The sequence below is a fragment of the Parvibaculum sp. genome (assembly GCF_030651915.1).
GTDB lineage: Bacteria > Pseudomonadota > Alphaproteobacteria > Parvibaculales > Parvibaculaceae > Parvibaculum.
The window spans coordinates 257,679-278,365 of record NZ_JAUSBV010000002.1; the positions used below are offsets into that span (position 1 = coordinate 257,679).

At 65.1% G+C, this 20,687-nt stretch carries 19 protein-coding genes and 1 tRNA gene; 8 read left to right on the plus strand and 12 right to left on the minus strand.

The genetic code is table 11. The features are described from left to right. Window positions 1-172 precede the first annotated feature (172 nt). A complete protein-coding gene (locus tag Q7V31_RS01695; protein ID WP_304732082.1) occupies window positions 173-2,380 on the plus strand; it encodes a PQQ-dependent dehydrogenase, methanol/ethanol family in 2,208 nt (735 codons plus the stop codon). A 56-nt stretch (window positions 2,381-2,436) separates the two neighbouring features. Here the strand turns inward: Q7V31_RS01695 and Q7V31_RS01700 are convergent, their stop codons facing one another. Then, a complete protein-coding gene (locus Q7V31_RS01700; protein ID WP_304732083.1) occupies window positions 2,437-3,777 on the minus strand; it encodes an amidase in 1,341 nt (446 codons plus the stop codon). 65 nt (window positions 3,778-3,842) lie between these two features. Beyond that, window positions 3,843-5,096 (minus strand): cytochrome P450, encoded by a 1,254-nt coding sequence (locus Q7V31_RS01705; protein WP_304732084.1) that lies wholly within the window; start codon window positions 5,094-5,096, stop codon window positions 3,843-3,845. 105 nt (window positions 5,097-5,201) lie between these two features. On the opposite strand from Q7V31_RS01705, the gene Q7V31_RS01710 reads away from it, so the two are divergent. Further along, the gene (locus tag Q7V31_RS01710) at window positions 5,202-6,431 is read left to right on the plus strand and encodes an FAD-dependent monooxygenase (protein WP_304732085.1); all 1,230 of its coding nucleotides are present in this window, start codon (window positions 5,202-5,204) and stop codon (window positions 6,429-6,431) included. Here Q7V31_RS01710 and Q7V31_RS01715 read toward each other — a convergent pair whose 3' ends face one another. Genes Q7V31_RS01715 through trxA form a run of 4 tightly spaced genes read right to left on the minus strand, consistent with a single transcriptional unit; the run spans window position 6,432 to window position 8,648 of the window. Continuing rightward, complete coding sequence (locus Q7V31_RS01715) at window positions 6,432-6,809, minus strand: DUF971 domain-containing protein (protein WP_304732501.1); 378 nt, start codon at window positions 6,807-6,809, stop codon at window positions 6,432-6,434. Then, a complete protein-coding gene (locus Q7V31_RS01720; RefSeq protein ID WP_304732086.1) occupies window positions 6,802-7,014 on the minus strand; it encodes a Trm112 family protein in 213 nt (70 codons plus the stop codon). The genes Q7V31_RS01715 and Q7V31_RS01720 overlap by 8 nt, the downstream gene beginning before the upstream one ends. Before the next feature lie 31 nt (window positions 7,015-7,045). Then, window positions 7,046-7,729, minus strand: a complete 684-nt coding sequence (locus tag Q7V31_RS01725) for an LON peptidase substrate-binding domain-containing protein (protein ID WP_304732087.1) — start codon at window positions 7,727-7,729, stop codon at window positions 7,046-7,048. 7 nt (window positions 7,730-7,736) lie between these two features. Beyond that, window positions 7,737-8,648 carry a thioredoxin gene (gene trxA / locus Q7V31_RS01730; RefSeq protein WP_304732088.1) on the minus strand — a complete coding sequence of 304 codons (912 nt, stop codon included), beginning with the start codon at window positions 8,646-8,648 and terminating at the stop codon, window positions 7,737-7,739. Window positions 8,649-8,828: 180 nt separating this feature from the next. Here trxA and Q7V31_RS01735 point away from each other — a divergent pair, with 180 nt between their 5' ends. After that, window positions 8,829-9,236, plus strand: a complete 408-nt coding sequence (locus Q7V31_RS01735; RefSeq protein ID WP_304732089.1) for a DUF4345 domain-containing protein — start codon at window positions 8,829-8,831, stop codon at window positions 9,234-9,236. Here the strand turns inward: Q7V31_RS01735 and Q7V31_RS01740 are convergent. Continuing rightward, window positions 9,233-9,772: a prolyl-tRNA synthetase associated domain-containing protein gene (locus Q7V31_RS01740; RefSeq protein WP_304732090.1), complete on the minus strand. Its 540-nt coding sequence runs from the start codon at window positions 9,770-9,772 to the stop codon at window positions 9,233-9,235. The two genes, Q7V31_RS01735 and Q7V31_RS01740, sit on opposite strands and share 4 nt — an antisense overlap. A 155-nt stretch (window positions 9,773-9,927) precedes the next feature. On the opposite strand from Q7V31_RS01740, the gene Q7V31_RS01745 reads away from it, so the two are divergent. The 4 genes from Q7V31_RS01745 (at window position 9,928) to Q7V31_RS01760 (ending at window position 13,559) form a co-directional block, all read left to right on the plus strand. Then, window positions 9,928-10,002: transfer RNA gene (locus Q7V31_RS01745), tRNA-Gly, on the plus strand. Between the two features lie 67 nt (window positions 10,003-10,069). After that, on the plus strand, window positions 10,070-10,567 hold the full coding sequence (locus Q7V31_RS01750) for a YchJ family protein (protein ID WP_304732091.1): 498 nt from the start codon (window positions 10,070-10,072) through the stop codon (window positions 10,565-10,567). Between the two features lie 92 nt (window positions 10,568-10,659). Next, the gene (locus tag Q7V31_RS01755) at window positions 10,660-12,138 is read left to right on the plus strand and encodes an MFS transporter (protein WP_304732092.1); all 1,479 of its coding nucleotides are present in this window, start codon (window positions 10,660-10,662) and stop codon (window positions 12,136-12,138) included. A 5-nt stretch (window positions 12,139-12,143) separates the two neighbouring features. Further along, complete coding sequence (locus Q7V31_RS01760) at window positions 12,144-13,559, plus strand: MFS transporter (RefSeq protein WP_304732502.1); 1,416 nt, start codon at window positions 12,144-12,146, stop codon at window positions 13,557-13,559. A 15-nt stretch (window positions 13,560-13,574) separates the two neighbouring features. Here Q7V31_RS01760 and purH read toward each other — a convergent pair whose 3' ends face one another. Next, a complete protein-coding gene (purH, locus tag Q7V31_RS01765) occupies window positions 13,575-15,188 on the minus strand; it encodes a bifunctional phosphoribosylaminoimidazolecarboxamide formyltransferase/IMP cyclohydrolase (RefSeq protein ID WP_304732093.1) in 1,614 nt (537 codons plus the stop codon). Window positions 15,189-15,362: 174 nt separating this feature from the next. On the opposite strand from purH, the gene Q7V31_RS01770 reads away from it, so the two are divergent. After that, complete coding sequence (locus Q7V31_RS01770) at window positions 15,363-15,770, plus strand: PaaI family thioesterase (RefSeq protein ID WP_304732094.1); 408 nt, start codon at window positions 15,363-15,365, stop codon at window positions 15,768-15,770. On the opposite strand, the gene Q7V31_RS01775 is transcribed toward Q7V31_RS01770, so the two are convergent. The 4 genes from Q7V31_RS01775 to Q7V31_RS01790 all read right to left on the minus strand — a co-directional run bounded on the left by Q7V31_RS01775 (window position 15,767) and on the right by Q7V31_RS01790 (window position 20,672). After that, window positions 15,767-17,647 (minus strand): heparinase II/III family protein, encoded by a 1,881-nt coding sequence (locus tag Q7V31_RS01775; RefSeq protein ID WP_304732095.1) that lies wholly within the window; start codon window positions 17,645-17,647, stop codon window positions 15,767-15,769. The genes Q7V31_RS01770 and Q7V31_RS01775 overlap by 4 nt on opposite strands. A gap of 41 nt (window positions 17,648-17,688) precedes the next feature. After that, the gene (rpe, locus tag Q7V31_RS01780) at window positions 17,689-18,351 is read right to left on the minus strand and encodes a ribulose-phosphate 3-epimerase (protein WP_304732096.1); all 663 of its coding nucleotides are present in this window, start codon (window positions 18,349-18,351) and stop codon (window positions 17,689-17,691) included. Between the two features lie 147 nt (window positions 18,352-18,498). Next, window positions 18,499-19,248, minus strand: a complete 750-nt coding sequence (locus tag Q7V31_RS01785) for a class I SAM-dependent methyltransferase (protein WP_304732097.1) — start codon at window positions 19,246-19,248, stop codon at window positions 18,499-18,501. An 86-nt stretch (window positions 19,249-19,334) separates the two neighbouring features. Continuing rightward, complete coding sequence (locus tag Q7V31_RS01790; protein ID WP_304732098.1) at window positions 19,335-20,672, minus strand: RsmB/NOP family class I SAM-dependent RNA methyltransferase; 1,338 nt, start codon at window positions 20,670-20,672, stop codon at window positions 19,335-19,337. Window positions 20,673-20,687: the final 15 nt, after the last annotated feature.

Genomic DNA, 20,687 nt, shown 5'->3' on the forward strand with positions numbered 1-20,687 from the left:
CGGCTGCATGTGTCCGGAGTCACGCCGCTTTTTCGGCGTATGGGGTGGGTTTCGCGGCATCGGACCTTCGGTTAAGCTTCCGACACAAAAAGTGGAGCACAACTCCGCAAATTGGAGGGTTGGGCCCGATCCGCGCGGCGGCAGGGGGCCCATAAACAGGGACGGGGAGGTCATGGCGGATCTGGCAAAAAACTGGCCTGTGGCGGTCAACGCCGCAGCGGGCGTCGTGCTGGCGGGCTTTATCGGCTGGCAGTTGATTTCAAGCGGCGTCGAAGAGACGGCATCACCGGTGGCGGAAGCGCCGGTCGTCGAGGAAGTGGTGGAAGAGGCCGCGCCGCGCGGATTTGCCGACATAGACGGCGCGCGCATTGCGGCGGCCGATGCGGAACCTGGCAACTGGCTTTCCCATGGCCGCACTTACGATGAGCAGCGTTTCTCGCCGCTCGATCAAATCAACGACAACAATATTGGCGAACTGGCGCTTGCCTGGTCGCTCGACACGGCGACGACGCGCGGGCTTGAGGCCACGCCCATCGTTGTCGACGATGTCATGTACCTCTCGCTCAATTGGGGCATTACCATCGCGGTCGATGCGAAGAGCGGGACCGAGCTTTGGCGCTTCGACCCGGAAGTTCCCGGCGAATGGGGCCGTTACGGTTGCTGCGATGTCGTCAATCGTGGTGTTGCGGTCTGGAAGGGCCGCGTCTACACAGCGAGCTTCGACGGGCGGCTTTTTGCGCTCGACGCCACCGACGGCGCCGTCGTCTGGGAGGTCAACACGATCCCCGGCCCGCCCTATACAATCACGGGTGCGCCACGTGTTTTCGGCGACAAGGTCGTGATCGGCAATGGCGGCGCCGAATATGGCGTACGCGGTTACATCACCGCCTATGACACCGAGACCGGCGCCGAGGCCTGGCGCTTCTACACGGTGCCGGGCGATCCGGCGCTGCCGGTCGAGCATCCCGAACTTGAAGCGGCGCTGCCGACCTGGAAGGGCGGCGAGTGGTGGAAGATCGGCGGCGGCGGTACAGCCTGGGATTCGATGGTCTACGAACCCGAAACCAATACGCTTTATGTCGGCACCGGCAACGGTTCCCCCTGGACGCGCGAAATCCGTTCGCCCGGCGGCGGCGACAATCTCTATCTGTCGTCGATCCTGGCGCTCGATGCCGATAGCGGCCGGATGAAGTGGCACTACCAGACGACGCCAGGCGACAACTGGGACTACACGGCAACGCAGCCGCTGATGCTGGCCGACATCGAAATCGACGGCCGCTTGCGCAATGTCATCATGCAGGCACCGAAGAACGGCTTCTTCTATGTCCTCGATCGCGAGACGGGGAAGCTCATCTCGGCCAATCCCTTCTCAACGACGACATGGGCAAGCCATATCGATCTCGAGACGGGACGTCCGGTTGAAACCGGCGAGGGCGAGTTCGGCGAGGCGACCGCCTTCGTGCTGCCGTCGGCCAATGGCGCACATAACTGGCATCCGATGGCATTTCATCCGGGCACCGGGCTTGTCTACATCCCGACGCAGGACATCGCCGGCATCTATTCGCTGAGCGAACAGTGGAAGAACGAGGGCGCGTACACGCCGAAGAACAACTGGTGGAACACCGGTATGGACTGGACCGCCTATATCGACGCGATCACCGCGCTGCCGGAAATCCCGATGGAGAAGGGTTATCTGAAGGCGTGGGATCCGGTGACCGGCGAAGCGCGCTGGCAGGTTGAGTATCCGGCGCCGCTCAATGGCGGGGTGCTGGCGACTGCCGGCAATCTCGTCTTCCAGGGAACTGCTGATGGCTATTTCTATGCCTACAAGGCCGATACCGGCGAACGGGTCTGGTCGCAACATATCCAGACCGGCATTGTCGCCGCGCCCGTTACCTATACCGTCGATGGCGAGCAATATGTCGCCGTGCTGGCGGGCTGGGGTGGCGTCAACATCGTCTCGGGCGATGCGCGGACATCGGCAGCGGCAAAATATGGCAATGAAGGCCGCCTGATCACCTTCAAGCTCGGCGGTGGCGGTACGCTGCCGCAGCTGGCCCTGCGCGACCAGTCGATACCCGAATGGCCGGCATTGACGGCGAACGAGGAAACGGTGCGGCAGGGCGAGATCGCCTATACGCAATATTGCATGCTCTGCCATGGTGCGCTGGCGATCAGCCCCGGCGTGACACCCGACCTCCGGCGCATGAACGAGAACGTGCGCGAGCACTTTCAGGACATTGTGCGCGGCGGCCTTCTCTCGGCCAACGGCATGGCGAGTTTTGCCGATCTCGTCAGCGAGGAAGATGTCGAAGCCATCCTCTCCTACGTTCAGAAGCGCGCCCTTGAAGACAAGGCACGCGCCGAACCGACCAACTGACGGCAAGCTCGCCGCAAGAACAAAGCCCCGGAGGTCTCTCTCCGGGGCTTTTTTCATCAATTCATTGCGTGCTCGGCTGCGAACGCAAGGCGAAGCAGTTTTTCTTCCGTGAGCGGATGGCTTTGCAACATCAATCCGATTGGCAGACCGCGCGCATCGCAGCCAGCGGGCAGCGTCACCGCACAGAGACCAAGCTGATTGCCGATCGTGGCGTTCCGCAGCGCCAAGCGGTTGGCGCGGAAATAGGCTTCTCCGCCTGCCTCGAGCGTTGAGATCGGCGGCGGCGAAATCGCCACGGCCGGCATCAGCACAGCATCGACGCCCGCCGTCGCCGAGAGATAGCGGGCGCGAATGTCAGTGCGCTTCAGATCGGCGGCAATGATGTCGGAGGCGGTGAGCGCGGCGCCCGCCATCACGCGGTCATAAACCGGCGGATAGATGTCGGTCTTGTTGGCGGCCAGCATTTCGTTCCATTGCACGTAGGCTTCGGCGACGAGGCGGCTCGATTTCGGCGACCAGGCGAGCGCGTCGATTTCGTCAAGCTGAGGCAATTTGTGTTCGACGATCCGCGCGCCGGCATGGACGAGGCGGCGGATTGCCGCTTCGAGCGCGATGGCGACGCCGTCGTCGAGTTCCGACCAGGCGACGCCTCCCGGCAACCAGAAGACGGCACGGGAAAGATCGAAAGGTTCAAGCGCGCGTGCCTGCTTTCCTTCGAGCAGCGCGAAGATCGCGGCCGCGTCTTCGACGGTTTTCGCCAGCGGCCCCACCGTGTCGAAGGTCGGCGACAGCGGCACCGTGCCGTCGAGCGGCAAGAGGCCCGCCGTCGTCTTCAAACCGACGAGGCCGTTCCAGGCCGACGGGATGCGGACCGACCCGCCGGTGTCGGTGCCGATGGCGCCTGCTGCCAGTCCGCGCGCAACGGAGACGCCCGCACCTGCCGATGAACCGCCGGGCACGCGCTCTATCTTTCCGTCATGTGCATTGGCGGGCGTGCCGAATTTCGGATTGATGCCGAGGCCCGAAAAAGCAAGCTCCGTCATCGTCGTCTTGCCGAGACAGACGGCGCCGGCGCGGGTGGCGCGCGCCAGCACCTCGGCGTCGCGTGTGGGCACACGGTCCTTCAGCGGCAGCGAGCCCGCCGCGGTCGGCTCGCCAGCCGTATCGAAGAGATCCTTCCAGGAAAGCGGAACGCCATCGAGCGCATGGCGGCGCAAGCCCCGCTTCGCCCGATCGGCGGCCGCCGCTGCCTCGGCGCGTGCGCGCGTTTCGAGCAGGCGGACATAGATGCGGTGATCGGGATCCGTCAGTGCCGCCCTTGCGAGGAATGCCTCGGTCACCTCGCGTGGATCGGCACTGCCGCTCTCGAACAGTCCGCCGAGGTCAAGCGCGGTCATCCGATGCCATTCGGTATGACCGCCCCGCTCATCCACAATGCGCGTGTTCAACCTGAAATCCTCTTTTATCTCAGCCGTACAAGCAGCGTCTCGAATCCACGGAATGACGGAAGGTGGCGCCGCCGTCCGGGTTTGCTGCCAGGGGTCATGTTCGGGAAGCGGGTGACAAGCATGGCAATGCCGATCTGTGCTTCGAGGCGGGCCAATGGTGCGCCGAGGCACATACGCGTGCCGCCGCCAAAGGCGTGATGATGCGTGTCCTGCCGTTCAATATCGAACTTGTGCGGCTCGGGATAGACGGCCGGATCATGGTTGGCTGCGGCCAGCGACGTCGATAGCGACCGGCCCGCCTCGACCGGACAACCGCCGATCGTCATGTCGTGATGCGGCAGGCGGCCGGAATCCGTCACCGGCGTGTCGTAGCGCAACATTTCCTCGACCGCATTGACGATGAGACCGGGATTGTCGCGCAGCCTGGTCATCTGGTCCGGATGTGCGATCAGCGCATGAACGCCGTTGCCGATCAGATCGGTTGTCGTTACATTGCCGGCCGTCAGCAGCAATGTGCACATGCTGACGATCTCGTTATTGTCGAGGCTGCTTCCCTCCTCTTCCGCGCGGATCAGGTCGGAGATCAGGTCGTTGCCCAGCGCCTCGCGGCGCCGGGCGATCATCTCGCGGAAGAAGCCGCGCATGGCTTCGCCCGAAAGGTGGATCCGCGCCTTCGTCTCTTCACCTGCGACCGGATCGAAACCGAGCACCACATCGTCCGACCAGCGCTTGAAATCGTCGCGGCGATCGAGTGGCACGCCCAACATTTCGGCGATCACCATGGTCGGCAGCGGCCCCGCAAATACCGCAATCAGATCGACTTCGTCATGGTCTTCCATCGCATTGAGCAGCTCTTCGGCGATCGCGGCGATGCGCCCGCGCATCGTTTCGATGGCGCGCGGGTTGAAGGCCTGGCTCACCAGTCCCCGCAGACGCCGGTGATCCGGTTCATCGGAAAAGAGCATAGACGGCTCGAAGGTGTTTTCGGCCTCCACCGACGCGCCGGTGATCAGGCGGATATAGGCATCGGGCAGGGCATGGCGCGGATCGACATGCAGGGTTTTGTCGCGCAGAACGGCGCGAACGTCGTCGTGCCGGGTCAGAAAAATTCGGCCCAGTTCCCGATCGCGATGCACCGGGTCGCGGGTCCGCATTTCATCGAGCACCCGGTAGAGATCCTCGCGGTAGGCCTCGTCGAGGGCCGTCAGGCCGATGCCCGTCCGTATCGGCGTGGCGCGATCTGCGGCCGCGGCGTCCTTGCCTGTCATTGGGCCTCTCCCTTTTCTTGTTGTTCGGGAAAGACTAGACGCCCCGGGGGCCCTGCGTCCATCCGGCGCTTGCCTTTGCGGGCGCGGCGGCCGATCTTGCCTTTCATGGGTATGATGACTGACAGCGATGTGCTGATTGTCGGCGGCGGGTTGACCGGCCTGCCGCTGGCGTTGGCCTGCGCGCAAGGCGGCTTGAGCGTCACTGTGGTCGACGTGCTCGACCCGGCGACGGCGACAGATGCGAAATTCGACGGCCGCGTTTCGGCGATTGCCTTCGCCTCCTGCCGCATGTTCGAGCGGCTCGGCGTGACGCAGCATCTTCAGGGCCAGATGCAGCCGATCAACGACATCATGGTGTCGGACGGGCGGGTGCGCGAGGGCGCCTCGCCTTTGTTCCTGCATTTCGATCACAAGGAAATCGGCGACGAACCGCTCGGGCACCTGATCGAGAACCGGCATACGCGCATCGCGCTGCAAAAGGCGGTGGCGGCCGAACCGGCGATCCGGCTGATTGCGCCGCAATCGGTCGCCCATGTCGACTACGGCGCCGGCGTCACCGCGACGCTCGCCAATGGCGAAAGCGTGACGGCGCGGCTTTGCTTTGCCGCCGATGGACGCGGCTCGCCGACGCGTGAGGCCGCCGGCATCCGCACCGTCGGCTGGGACTACGGGCAGACCGGCATTGTTTGCACCGTTGAGCACGAATTGCCGCATGAGGGCGTGGCGCAGGAATATTTCCTGCCCGGCGGGCCCTTCGCGATCCTGCCGATGGTCGGCAATCGCGCCTCGCTGGTCTGGACCGAAAAGACCGCCGACGCCAAAGCCATTCTCGCGCTTGGCGACGACGCTTTCGCCGAGGAGATGCGGGCGCGCTTCGGCGACTATCTCGGTGCGTGTGCACCTGTCGGACCGCGCTGGTCCTATCCCCTCACCCTGCAGCTGGCGCGCGACTATGTGCGCCCGCGTCTCGCGCTGGTCGGCGATGCGGCGCATGGCATTCACCCGATCGCGGGCCAAGGGCTCAATCTCGGGCTTCGGGATGTCGCGGCCGCCGCCGAAGTCGCCGTCGATGCGGCGCGGCTCGGTCTCGATATCGGGGCGCTCGACGTGCTGGAGCGCTACCAGCGCTGGCGGCGCTTCGACAATGTGGCGCTGTCGCTGCTGATGGACGGGCTGAACCGCTTGTTTTCAAACGACATCGGCCCCTTGCGCCTTGCGCGCGATCTCGGGCTCGGGATCGTCAACGAGTTGCCGCCGCTCCGCCGTTTCTTCATGCGCCATGCAGGTGGTGCCGTCGGCGATCTGCCGCGCCTGCTCAAGGGCGAAGCGGTCTGATCACTCCCGGCTGAGCCCTCCGCGTTCCAGCGCCGTCAGATAGTCGGTCCAGATCTTCTCGCGGTCGCGGCCGAGGCGATAAAGCGTCTCCCAGGTGAAGAGGCCGCTGTCGTGGCCGTCGTCGAAGAGAATGCGCAACGCATAGTTGCCGACCGGTTCAAGGCCGGTCATCGCAACGGCCGCCTTGCCTGGCACGGTCTTCTTCTGTCCGCTGCCATGTCCTTGTACCTCGGCCGACGGGCTTTCAACGCGCAGGAGCTCCGCCTCCAGCCGGAAGTGGGCGCCGTCGTCGAAGGCGATGTCGAGGCAGCGTTCCGATTTCCTGAGTTTGATTTCCGTCGGCCAAGGCGCGGCGCCGGGCTTCGGGACATCAGGCATCGTCAAGCGACCGGGCCTCGTCCACCAGCATGATCGGAATGCCGTCGCGGATCGGAAAGGCGAGGCGAGCCTTTTCGGAAATCAGCTCCTGCTTCGTGCGATCGTAGCGCAGCGTCGTCTTGGTCACCGGGCAGACCAGAATTTCGAGCAGCTTCGGGTCGACTTCCATGCGCGCGCCGCGCGTATTTTCCTCGTTGTCGCTCATGTCTCTTTCTCGTCTTTCCAATGTCGGCCGGTTATTGCACGGTGGCATCGCCCGGCGAAAGTTCGCGCAGTGCCTTTTCGGTCAGGGCGATCAGCATCTGGTTGCGGTCCTCGAGTGTCCGGGCTTCGAGCAGCGCCTGTTTCTCGCGTGGCCCGTAAGGGCTGATGGTGCAGAGCGCGTTGACCAGCGATTCGTTCGACGACAGCTTGATCGCCCGCCAGTCTGCCTGCAGCCCATGCGTGTCGAGATATTCCTTCAGGATTTCGAGCAGACGTTCGCGGGAAACCTCGTCTTCGCCATGACCCGGTATCAGGTCGTGCACAAATTCGCTGCAGTCGATTTCGAATTGCCGGTAGGGCGTCAGCGCCGGCAGTTCCGTGCCGAGGCGGAAGCGGCAAATCCCGGTCAGCGTGATGATCAAGCGCCCGTCATCGGTTTCGGTGAAAGAGGTGATGCGCCCGGCGCAACCGGTGGCGCAGAGCCGCGGCTTCCGGCCTTCGACCTGCGCGGCGGCAATCGCTTCCTCGCCGTCGGGCTGGACCATGCCGATGATACGCTCGCCGCGAATGGCATCGTCGATCATCTTCAAATAGCGCGGTTCGAAAATATTGAGCGGCAATTGTCCGCGCGGAAGCAGGATCGCGCCGGCAAGCGGAAAGACCGGTATTGAACCCGGCAGGTCCGCCGTCGTCCGGTATCGATCCGCATACCCCATATTGATCCTAGCTGAACAGAATGGAGGAAAGGCGGCGGCGTCCGCTCAGCGTCGCCTCGTCTTTCGGTCCATAGGCTTCGAAAAATTCGACCAGCTGCTTGCGCGCGGCTTCGTCGTTCCATTTGCGGTCGTATTCGACGATGATCAGAAGCTCTTCCACCGCGCGCTCCCGTTCGCCGGCCGCGTTCAGCGCCAGCGACAGGTCGAAACGAGCCTGGTGATCCTTCGGGTTCTTCTCGATGCGTTCGATGAGTTCCGAGACGTCGCCGAGTTCGGCCGCCTTTTCGGCCAGCGACAGCGCCGCTTCCGCAGCAGTGAAGGCGGGGTCGTTCTTGCCGTCGGGCCTGACCAGCGCCAGTGTCTGCCGCGCGCGGTCGAGATCGCCGGCCTCGATGTAGCAACGTGCGAGACCCGCGACGGCGGCCGGGTGGCCGGGCTCTTCCTGGACGGCCTGGGCGAAGGCTTGCGCGGCCTGCGACAGATCGCGGGCGTTAAACGCTTCCTGCGCGATTTCGATCAGTTCCTCGGCGGGGGAGGGGGCGAGGCCGCCGGCCAGCCGCTCGATGAAGGCCTTGACCTGGCTCTCGGGCATCGCACCCATGAAGCCGTCGACCGGCTGACCGTTCTTGAAGGCGAAGACGGCCGGGATCGACTGGACGCGCAATTGCTGCGCGACGGCGGGGTGGTCGTCGATATTCATCTTGACCAGCTTCACCGCGCCCCGGGCCGCGAGGACCGCCTTTTCGAGGATCGGCGTCAATTGCTTGCAGGGCCCGCACCAGGGGGCCCAGAAATCGACGATCACCGGCACCTGACGCGAGGCTTCAATGACGTCATGGGCAAACGTCTGGGTGGTGGTGTCGACGATCAGGCCGTCCGCATTCGCGGTGGCGTTGCCTTGTCCGATAATCGGTTCCATTTCTCTCCGGGCCCTTGTGTCCTGCCCCATAAGGTGGAGCGGCGGCGTTTGGAAACAATGGTTTAGCCCGGCCCATGCGGAGGGCGCAAGAAATCGGCGAAATCTTTGTGACCGGTCTGGCGGAAATGCCCGCGGGGCCTCACATATGGCCTTCGAAGACAACACAGGAGGGGGCTATCGATGTCGGCTGCATTGTTCAGGATCGTGCTGGTGCTTTCGGGCGCGGCGGTCATTTTTCTGGCGCTCAACGTGGCGCTTGCGGGTATTCCGACCATGGGCTGGCTTGGCGAGCGGCCGTTCCTGGCGGTGACCGACGAGGCGCAATATGCGCTGATCGACAATCATGTGCGCTTTTTTGGTGGGCTGTTCGCCGGGCTCGGGTTGCTCCTTGTTTTTGCCGCCACCGACCCGGTCAAATACCGGCAAGCGATCCTGCTGGTCTTCGCGGCCATTTTCGTCGGCGGCGTCGCCCGTTTCTCAGCGCCGGACCTGTCGGTCGTTTTCGATCCCGAAATCGTCAATTCGCTGGCCGCGGAATTGTTGCTGATGCCGCTGCTGGCTTTCTGGCTGTCGCGCCTCAAACGCTAGCCGGCTGCGGCCACCAGGTCGAGAATCATCGGCTGATGGCCGGTGAGCGCCAGAAAGGCCATGAAATCGTCGCGTGAAAGTGCCGTGGTCGCGGTGTTTTCGAGCGGGTGGTAGTTGAGGCGGCGGTGCGCGAGCATCGGTGCGTCGAGCACGACGGTGACGTGATGCGCGTGGTCGTTGACCAGCGCAAAGGGCGTTACCGAACCCGGACGGACGCCGAGCACCTCGCCCATCAACTCGGCATTGCCAAAGGAGAGCCGGGCGCTGCCCAGCGGTTTTGCAAGGCTGTTGAGCTTCAGTTCCCGTTCCTCCAGCGTCACGATCAGCCAGAGGCGGCCCTTCTTGTCTTTCAGGAAGAGGTTCTTGCAGAAGGCACCGGCACGCGCCGCATCCGGCCAGTCCGCGCGGTGGGCCTGCGCCTCCTCCACCGTGTGCAGCGCCGGGTGCATCCGGGTTTCGTGGACGATGCCGTGTGCGTCGAGCCAGCCGAGAAAAGCGGCGCTGGTGGTCAGTTTCAGGGGCATGTCGTCGTTCATCGCTCCTGATTGGCATGGGCGCCGCGATGGCGCAAGCACGCGCGGAGGGCGAATTTCCGGCGGAAAACAAGGGCCTTGCATTGGTTCTGACGATAGGCGATAAAACCGCCCTCACAGGCGGGCGCCTTGTTTTCAGGCGCCCGGTTGATCCGGATGCGGGCGTAGCTCAGGGGTAGAGCACAACCTTGCCAAGGTTGGGGTCGTGAGTTCGAATCTCATCGCCCGCTCCAGATTTACGAAGCCGCCGCAAGGCGGCTTTTTCTTTGGCCGCGTTCGACAGGAAGGGCGCAACTCCGCATGATTTCCGGTTCTGATGCCTGCCCCTGCGGTTCGGGTCTCGGTTTTTCGGCCTGCTGCGAGCCCCACCTTTCGGGCGCCAAGCTGCCGCCGACGCCGGAAGCCTTGATGCGTTCGCGCTATTCGGCCTTCGCCACCGGCAATATCGACTATCTGGAAGAGACGCTGCTGCCGGGCACGCGCGAGGATTTCGACCGCAAGGGGGCGGCCGACTGGGCGGCGGCCAGCACGTGGACCGGCCTTGAAGTCCGCCATACGCAAGGCGGCGGGCCCGGCGAGGCGGAAGGCGTCGTCGAGTTTGTCGCCCATTACACGCAGGCCGGCGACAAGCGCCTTCACCACGAAACAAGCACGTTCCGCCGGCAGGATGGCCGCTGGTTCTATGTCGACGGCATCATGGGCGCCCGCCCGCGCCAGGTCGAAAAGATCGGCCGCAACGATCCCTGCAGCTGCGGCTCAGGCAAGAAATACAAGAAATGCTGCGGCGTGGCCGCCTGAACCGCCGCTTTCGCGATCCGGCCTTTCATGGTCCACTTGAGGAAACAAAATTCGGCCCCGTGCGATGAAGGGCCGGGCATGAGGGGCGAGAATTGGATTCTGTAAACCGGCCGGCAGCGGATGACGAACCCATACGCGTTCAGGTGCCGGGTCAGGCAAGCGCGCAGCTTCTGTCGGCGACCGGCGCTCATGCGGCCAACGGGCTCGGCCAGTGGAGCTGGGCCGTCTTCGAATGGGCGCGCAACCCCTATGTCATCCTGATCACCATCTATATTTTTTCGCCCTACTTCTCGAATGTCGTGGTCGGCGATCCGGTGCGCGGCCAAGCCATCTGGGGCAACATCAACGGCATTGCCGGTTTCTTCATCGCCTGTCTGGGGCCGGTGCTCGGCGCCATTGCCGATACCGGTGGACGGCGCAAACCGTGGATCGCTTTTTTCGTCGCGCTGATGGTGCCGGCGATATTCATGCTGTGGTGGGCGATGCCGGGCGGCGAGGGGCTGTCGATCCTCACCATCGCCGTGTTGATCGTGCTGATCGCGGTTGCTTTTGAATTCTCGGCGGTCTTTCACAATTCGATGCTGCCTGCCGTCGCCCCGCATGAGCGCATCGGCTTTTTGTCGGGCCTCGGCCTGGCGCTCGGCAATGCCGGCGCGCTGCTGATCCTCTGCTTCATGCTCTGGGCCTTTGTGCTGCCGGGTGCCGTCGACTGGGGTTTCGTTCCGGACGCGCCGCTCTTCGGCATCGATGCAGCGGCGCATGAAAACAGCCGCATCTCGGGGCCGATCGTTGCGGTGTGGATGCTTGTCTTCGCCTTGCCGCTGCTGCTGTGGACGCCGGATGTGGCGGGCGCCGGCGTGCCGGTCGGCACGGCGATCCGGCGCGGCATCGGCTCGGTCGTCGGTACGGTGAAGAAGCTCAGGTCCTACCGCAACATCGCGATCTATCTGGTCGCGCGCATGTTCTACAATGACGGCAAGACCGCGGTGCTGATTTTCGGCGGCGTCTATGCGGCCGGCGTCTTCGGGTGGGACGTGCTGACGCTGACCGTCTACGGCATCGTGCTTTCGGTCTTCGCGGTCGGCGGTGGCATTTTCGGCGGCTGGCTCGACGACCGGTTCGGTTCGAAGCGCGCCATCATCGTTTCGATCGGCGGCACCTGTGTCGGTCTGGTGCTGGCGATCTCAATGACGCCGACCGAGATGTTCTTCTTCATTCCGCACGATCCGGCAACCGCGCCGCCGGTCTGGAACCTGCCCTTCTTCGCCACGCTGCCGGAGCTGATGTATCTGATCGTCGTGCTGATCGTTGCCATCTGCATCACGGCCGCCTATGCCAACAGCCGCACGATGCTGGCGCGGATCGCGCCGGTTTCGAAGATGTCGGAATTTTTCGGCATCTATGCGCTTTCGGGCACGGCGACGGCGTTTCTCGGGCCGCTGCTGGTCGGCGTTGCGACGCATGTGTTCCAGAGCCAGCGCATCGGTTTTGCCTCGATCCTGCTGCTGCTCGGGATCGGTCTTGTCGGCATGTTCTTCGTCAAGGAGGAACGGGCGGAGGCGGTGGATTGAGCGCGGTGATCGAGGGCGCGGTGCCGGGGCTCACGCCGCCCCACGATACGGGCGGGCGCGAACCCGCCTCCAATATCGCGCAGGGCGCCTGGGTTCTCTATGAATGGGCGAACCAGACCTACTTCTCGCTGATCACCATTTTCCTGTTTCCACCCTTCTTCACGCAGGTGCTGGCCGCCAACCCGATCGAGGGTCAGGCTTATTGGGGCTATGTGCAGGCGGTGGCCGGCATTTCGATTGCGCTTCTGAGCCCGCTGCTCGGCGCGATGGCGGATGCGGCGGGACCGCGCAAGCCCTGGATCGTCGTCACCACGCTAATTTGCGCGGCGGGCTGCTTCGCGCTCTGGTTTGCGGTGCCGGGGACGCCGCTGCTGCCGGTCATGATCGCGCTTGTCGTTGCCGCCATCGGCATGGAATTCACGATCATCTTCGCCAACGCCATGCTGCCGACCATCGCGTCGGACCGGCGGATCGGTTTGCTTTCGGGCATCGGTATCGGCGTCGGCCAGCTTGCCGCGATCGTCGCGCTGGTGCTGGTGCTGATCCTGCTGCAATTGCCGGGCGAGGTGGAGGCTTCCTTCATTCCTTCCGAGCCGATATTCGGTCTCTCGAAGGAAGCGCATGAAACGGATCGCATCATCGGGCCGATCTCGGGCCTCTGGTTTGCCGTCTTCATGTTGCCGTTGCTGCTGCTTGTGCCGGACCAGAAGAGCCGCGGCCTCAGCCGTATGCAGGCGGCGCGCGAAGGATTGCAGCGCCTTGTTGCGACGCTGCGCGCCGTGCGCCATTTCCGCAATGTCGCGCTCTATCTGTTCTCGCGCATGCTTTTCTATGACGGCATGACGGCGATCTTCGTTTTCGGCGGCATTCTCGCCGCCGGGATTTTCGGCTGGGGCGCGATGGAGATGGCCGTCTACGGTATCTGGGTGACGCTCTTTGCCGCTTTCGGCGCTTTTGTCGGCGGCTGGGTCGATCTCAAGATCGGTTCGAAGCGGACGCTGGTCTGGGCGCTTCTCGGCGTGATCGGAACGTTCCTCATGCTGCTGTCCTTCGACCGGGACCGGATCTTCTATGTGGTCGAGGTGCAGGTGGCGGCGGATGCGGGCGCCTTCACCACGCTGCCGCAGCAGCTCTTCCTGCTCACTGTCGGTCTCTTCGGGCTATCCGTCGGGCCGGTGATCGCGTCGAGCCGGACGATGATGGCGCGGATCAGTCCGCGTGAAATGATGACCGAGTTCTTCGGTCTCTTCGCGCTGGTCGGCAAGGCGACCGCCTGGGTCGCACCGCTCTTCATCGGCATCGTGACGACGATGACGCAGAACCAGCGCTTCGGGTTGATGGTCGTCGTGCCGCTGATCCTCGCCGGACTGATCGGCCTTCTCTTCGTGAAAGAAGAACGGGCAAGCGCCGTGGTTCACTAACGGTTGTGTTCGGCCTCAGTGGCGGAAGTGGCGCATGCCCGTCATCACCATGGCGAGACCCTTTTCGTCGGCCGCCGCAATGACCTCTTCGTCGCGCATCGAGCCGCCGGGCTGGATCACCGCCGTGGCGCCGGCTTCGGCGGCCGACAGAAGCCCGTCGGCAAAGGGGAAAAAGGCGTCGGATGCAACGACCGAGCCGATGGTCGCCGGCGTCTTTTCGCCGGCCGCTTCGGCGGCGTCCTGGGCTTTCCGCGCCGCGATGCGGGCCGAGTCCACGCGGCTCATCTGGCCGGCGCCGATGCCGACGGTGGCGCCGTTCTTGACATAGATGATTGCGTTCGACTTGACGTGCTTGCAGACGCGGAAGGCGAATTTGAGGTCGGCCATTTCCTGTGCCGTCGGTGCGCGCTTCGTCACCACCTTGAGGTCGAGCGTGTCGACGCGTCCGTTGTCGCGCGACTGCACCAGCATGCCGCCCGCCACCGCCTTGAAATTGAGGCCCGGTGTGCCCGCATCCGGCAAGCCACCGGTAATCAGCAGGCGCAAATTCTTTTTCGCGCCGATGATGCGGCGCGCATCTTCGTCCGCATCGGGCGCGATGATCACTTCGGTGAAGATGCGGGCGATCTCTTCGGCCGTCTCGCCGTCAAGCGGCAGGTTCGACGCGATGATGCCGCCAAAGGCCGAGACCGGATCGCAGGCGAGCGCCTTCCTGTAGGCGTCAGCCAGCGTTGCGCCGGTCGCGACGCCGCAGGGATTTGCGTGCTTGATGATGGCGATGGCCGGTGCCAGCGCGGGGTCGAATTCGGCGACCAGTTCGAAGGCCGCGTCGGTGTCGTTGATGTTGTTGTAGGAAAGTTCCTTGCCCTGCAACTGCATGGCGTTGGAGACGCCGGGCCGGTTCTCGCCGGTCACATAGAAGCTTGCGATCTGGTGCGGGTTCTCGCCGTAGCGCAGCGTCTGTTTCAGCGTCCCGCCAAAGGCGCGGTAGGTGGGCGCGGTTTCGCCGAGCGCATCGGCGAACCAGTTCGAGATCGCCGCGTCATAGGCGGCGGTGCGCGCATAGGCTTTTTGTGCAAGGCGCCGGCGCAGTGCGAGGCTCGTTCCGCCTTTCGCGCCGAGTTCCTCGATCACGGCTGCGTAGTCGGCCGCATCGACGATGACGCCGACATAGGCATGGTTCTTGGCCGCGGCGCGGATCATCGCCGGGCCGCCGATGTCGATATTCTCGATGCAGTCGTCGTAAGCGGCGCCCTTCGCCACCGTCGCCTCGAAGGGATAGAGATTGACGACGAGAAGGTCGATGCCGCCGATCCCGTGTTCCTTCATGGCGGCGGCGTGGTCGGCGTCGTCGCGCACGGCCAGCAGTCCACCATGCACCTTCGGATGCAGCGTCTTCACCCGGCCGTCCATCATTTCGGGGAAACCCGTCAGGTCGGCCACGTCCTTCACCGGCAGCGCCGCTTCCTTGATCGCCTTTGCCGTGCCGCCGGTCGAGACCAGCTCGACGCCCGCCCCGTGCAGCGCCCGGGCGAATTCGACAAGGCCGGTCTTGTCGGAGACCGAAAGCAGGGCGCGGCGGACGCGCTGGATATCGGCGGCTTGCATGTGGGATTTGGCGGAGGTCATGGGACTGTTCCGGTGCGGGCGAGGGATGGCCGGGGCGATAGCATGAAACGCGGCAAGGGCCAAGGCGGCATCGGCAAAATGGCCCTTGAGTTTTTACCTCAAAGGTCATCGAAACGAGGTCCGGGCGCCGCTAGGCTTGTGGCCCCGAAATGCCGAAACCTCAAGAAAGCTGCCATGAGCCAGCCCCTCGATATCTCCTACCTTCCCTTCGCCAACCTCCTCGGCATCGAGCTTGTCGAGGCGACGCCCGACCGGGTCGTCGCCAGGCTCACGGTCCGCAAGGAGCTCTGCACCATTCCCGACATTCTGCATGGCGGGGCGATCATGTCGTTTGCCGACACGGTGGGGGCAGTCGCGACCGTGCTCAACCTGCCCGAAGGGGCCTCGACCACGACGGTGGAGAGCAAGACCAATTTCCTCGCCCCCGTGCCGCTTGGCGACACCGCCATCGCCACCTGCGAGCCCTTTCACAAGGGTGGGCGGCTGATGGTCTGGCAGACCAAAATCACGCGGAATGACGGCCGCCTCTGCGCGGTCGTTACCCAGAGCCAGATGGTGATGAAGCCGGCGAAGAAGGACTAATAGAGGTCCGGCAGTTCCGGCACATCGGCGTCTTCGCGGCCGGTGCGGCCGGCATTGCGGGTCGAGAGCCGCCGCCAGGCCCAGTTGACCCGCGCCTCGCCGCGAAAGACCTTGCCGGTCACCACCACCTGTTCGGTGCGCCGTGTCGCGTCGCCCGAACCCAGATAGACGCTTTCCTCGATCGAGATCTCGCATTGGCCGCCGGCGGTGCGGGCGCGGAATTGCCAGCCATCGCCATTCGACAGCATGACCAGCACATTGCTGCGGTCATGCGCCAGCGAGACGCGGGCGTCGGGATGGAGGTGAAAGCGGATGGCAAAGTCGGGATCGGTCGGCCGGCTTGTCCAGAAGCGCGCTTGCCAGGGCAGGGCGCGGATGGACGGCGCCGGCTCCAGCATGTCTTCGCCGCGCAGGTCTTCACCGGTCGCCGACAGAAAGAGGCGGCGGCGGTGAAGGAGGCCGAAATTCTCGGCGTAGCCGTCATGGGCCATGTCGAGCCAGACGCCGGCCTCGTTTTCGTTGCGGCGGCTCTCGACGCGGCGCGGGCCGTCCATGATCCGGGCGCCGAGCAGCGCGCGCGAGATTTTCCCGCGCAGCATCCGCGCCGACGAAGTGTCGGCCAGCACCAATGTCGAATGGGCGGCGGTGGCGCGGCTGGCCGCTTCCCAGTCCGGCCCCAACACTTTCGTTGCGCCGCAATTGACGATCATGCGGGCGCGGCCAACGCTCATTTCGAAGGAGAGGCAGCCGGCATGCGCCTCGTGGCTGAAGGGCCCGGGCGGCGGTTTGCCGGCATCGACGACAAGGCCGGTCGGGCCGGCCGCGAGGCGCTGATAGCCCGAATGCGGCGCATAGCCGAAGGGGCGGCCCTTGGCGTCGTCGCGTTCAAGCGCGGCGTCGATCGCGCCTTCCGGTCCTTCGGTCGAACCGTTGAAGAGTGCGAGGCGCCCGTCGCCATGACGGAAGAAACGCAGCATCGGCGTCATCCGGTCGATGGCATCGCGGATCGGCTTGGGCACGTCGATGCGGCGCGAGACCAGGGCCTCGCGCAACGACAGAAGGTCGAGCAGGATCGACAATTGCGCCGAGGGATTGCGGCTGACATGGCCGCCATCGGGCAGGATTTGCCGGTTCAACTCGCGGCAGAGAAGCACGATACCCTTCTTCAGCCGCTTGTGGCCTTCCGAAAGACAGAGACCGGAGAAGGCGAGACCGATGGCCGCGACGATGCGCGGTTCGCCGGCCGGCGCCATGGCGGCGATGCGGGCGAGGTGACGCGCCTGACGGGCCATGTTGCGCAGAAGCATCGAGCGGTAGACCAGTTCGGTGCCGTCGATGATCAGCGCGCCGTTGGCCACCCACGAGGTCAGGCGGCGGCCGATGACCTGCGGCCGCCAGGCGATCGAATGCCACTCGCCTTCGGTTGCGATCCAGTCGGCGACAAGCTTCTGCGCATAGGCGCGCGCAGCATCGCCCGTGCCGGCTGCATGTGCCGTCGTGAAATGGCGCAACCACGAAAAGCCATGCAGTTCCTCCGCCCAGCGCTCGCTTGGCGGATCGGCGGCGAAGGGGGAGGAGGCGCCGGGGGCCCGCAACTGCCCGCCGGGCAGATGCCATCGTCCCTGAAAAAGCGCATCGGCCTTCGAGGCGCGGCCGGGCCGGAGGTCGGTCGGATAGAGCACCATGTGATCGGGCATCGGTCCGCGCAGCGTCTGGCTGTAGAGCCAGCTGCCAAAGGCGCGGGCAAGGCCGGCGTCGCGGATGCGGACGGCCGCCGCCGCGGCCAGGTCGATGGCGCGGTTGCCCGAGGCAGCGCCGGCGCGGGCCAGCGCTTGCGTCTTGCTCTCCCGGTCGGTTCTTGCACCTTCACCGGTCATGGACCTGCGGCCGCCTCCGGACAGGGGTTTCAGCGCGCGCCTTACCGGGCGCCACGCAGTGTCGCGATGTTCTTTGCATAGGCGGTGGGCCCGCCCTTGAATGTCGCGGTGCCGGCCACCAGAACGTCGGCACCGGCGGCGATGGCGCGCGGCGCGGTTTCGAAATTGATGCCGCCATCGACTTCGAGATCGACGGCGCGCCCGGATGCATCGATCCGCTTACGGATGGTTTCGATGCGCGGCAACTGGCTTTCGATGAAGCTCTGACCGCCGAAACCGGGATTGACCGACATCACCAGCACGAGGTCGATATCGCCGAGAAGCGGCCACAAGGCCTCGAGCGGCGTGCCCGGATTGAGCGAGAGGCCGGCCTTGCAGCCGGCCGCCTTGATCGCCTGGATCGTGCGGTGCGGATGGGCGCCGGCCTCCGGGTGAAAGGTAATGATGTCGGCGCCGGCGCCGGCGAAGGCGTCGATATAGGGATCGACCGGCGCGATCATCAGATGGACGTCGAAGACCTTGTCGGAATGGGGCCTGAGCGCCTTCACGACATCGGGGCCGATGGTGATGTTGGGGACGAAATGCCCGTCCATCACATCGACATGGATGTAGTCGGCGCCCGCGTCGGAGACGGCGCGCACTTCCTCGCCCAGCCGGGCAAAGTCGGAGGCCAGAATCGAGGGGGCGATCTTGATGCCGCTCATGAAGGGCTCTCTCGTGGTGGCATCCCCGGGAACAGGGCAGGCTGCGGGGTCGGAATCCTGAAATCAGTGATTAACAGGTAGATTCCCGGGGCGCAAGAATCGGCGCTTTTTGCCCCGGGCGCGGCAAGGGCACCAGCCGCCGCCTTCTCAGCGTTTGCGCGCCAGAAGCTTGAGATGATGCTTGAAGGGCGACCAGACGAATTTGATCACGTCGAAGCCGTGCCGGCCGAGGAAGTGGCGCATGGCGTCGCGGGTGAAGAACAGAAGGTGCTCCGGCGGATAGACCGCGCTCCATTTCGCGAAGTCCTTCGGCACAAGCCAGTGGCCGGCATCCGGTGTCGTCAGATAGAGCAGGCCGCCGGCATTGATCCGTGGGCTGAGCGCTGAGAAATAGGCATGCGGATCGGGAAGATGCTCGATCACTTCCGCCGAATAGATGAAATCGAAATTGCCCCATTCCGGCGGCAGGCTCTCGATGGCGCCGGCATGATAGTGCCCGCCGGGGAAAATCTCGCGCGCGATGGCGATGCTCTGATCGCCGATATCGATGCCATAGGCCTCAAGCCCGCAGCGGCGCGCCGCCTCGACCGCCGTGCCGACACTGCAGCCGACATCGAGAAAGCGCTTTCCCGGCGCGTGGCGCATGTAGCGCCGGATGCGCTTTTGCGCGCGCACGACCTTGCGCTCGGCCTTGGCGGTGTATTTCCCGGCCTTGTTGTATTTTTCGTAGACCGCGGCGATCTCGGCTGCGCCCGGTATCGGATGGGTGAAGCGAAATCCGCAGCGCAGGCAATGATAGATGTCGTAGCCGCGATAATTGCCGGCCGGCTCGAAGACCGTTCCTTCGCAGGCGATGCAGATTTGCGGCGCTGCGGGTTTTTCCAGGCTGTCGGGCACGGTCTCGCATCCTCGGTGGTGACGGGGTCAGACTGCCAATGGCCGCCTGTGCCGTCAAATGGAAAGCCCCCGCTTGCCGGCTCGGGTCAGCCGCGGCGGACGAGGCGCGCGGCATAGAAGCCGTCGAGACCGCCGCGATCGCCGAAATGCGACGGCAGCGTTCTCAGATCGCCGGCCGGCGTCAACAATTCGGCGAGGCCGGCCACGTCATCGGCGGCAATCGGCTGGCGCACGACATCGGGCTGCGCGGCCAGAAAGGCCTCGATGCGCTCGACGCCTTCTTCGGGTTCCAGCGAACAGGTGCAATAGACAAGCACGCCCCCCGGCGCCAGCAGCGCGGCGGCGCGCGCGATCAGGCGCGCCTGCAGCACGGTCAGCTTGTCGCGGTCGGCGGGCGATTTCAGATGCAGCACATCGGGATGGCGGCGCGCCGTGCCGGTCGCCGAACAGGGCGCATCGAGCAGGATCCGCTCCCATGTCCGCCCCGGCGCATAGTCGCCCGCATCGGCGACAATGGTTTCGGCTTCAAGGCCGAGCCGCGTCAGGTTTTCCTTCAGCCGTTCGAGCCGCGGGGCCGAGCGGTCGAGCGCCGTAACGCGCGCGCCAAGTGCGGCGAGTTCGGCCGTCTTGCCGCCCGGCGCCGCGCAGAGATCGAGCACCTCGCGCCCGGCGACATCGCCGAGCAGGCGAACGGGCAGCGCGGCGGCCGCATCCTGCACCCACCAGGCACCGTCGGCGAAACCCGGCAGCGCCTCGATGCGGCCGGCGCCGGCCAGACGCAGCGTCCCGGTCGGCAGCAGATCGGCGCCCAGCGTCTCGGCCCATTGCGCGCGCTCGCTGTCGCGTTTCACCGAGAGGTCGAGCGGCGGATCGGCATAATGGGCGCGGATGATTGCCCGTGTCGTCGCCTCGCCGTAAGCGGCCAGCCAGCTTTTCCACAGCCAGTCCGGCGTGTCGAGACGCTCCGTGTCAAGATGATCGAGCAGCGGTTTTCCCTCGCGCGCGATCCGGCGCAGCACCGCGTTGACCAGCGGTTTGAAATGCCGCGCGGCGCTGTCGCGGGCGGCCGTCTCGACGCCCATGTCGACGGCCGCATGGGCGGCGACGCCGAGGAAGAGCATTTCGGCCGCACCGGCGCGCAGGATGTTCTGCGTCACCCCGGCGCGCTTCGGCAATTCCCTGTCGAGCATCGCCGCGATCACGTGATCGATGGTGCCGAGGCGGCGCAGCGTCGTTGCCGCGATCAGGCGGGCAAAGGCGCGGTCGCGCGGGCTTGCGGCGGCGAGATGCCCGGTCGCCATTTCCACGGTGATGGCGTCGTCGAGCGGGCGGCGGCGCGTCAGCACCGCGCTCAGCAGTTCGGCGGCGCCGCGGCGCGCGGCAAGGCCCGGCGCGACGGTATTTTCAGGGGCAAAGTCGTTCATGGGCCGAGGTTAGAG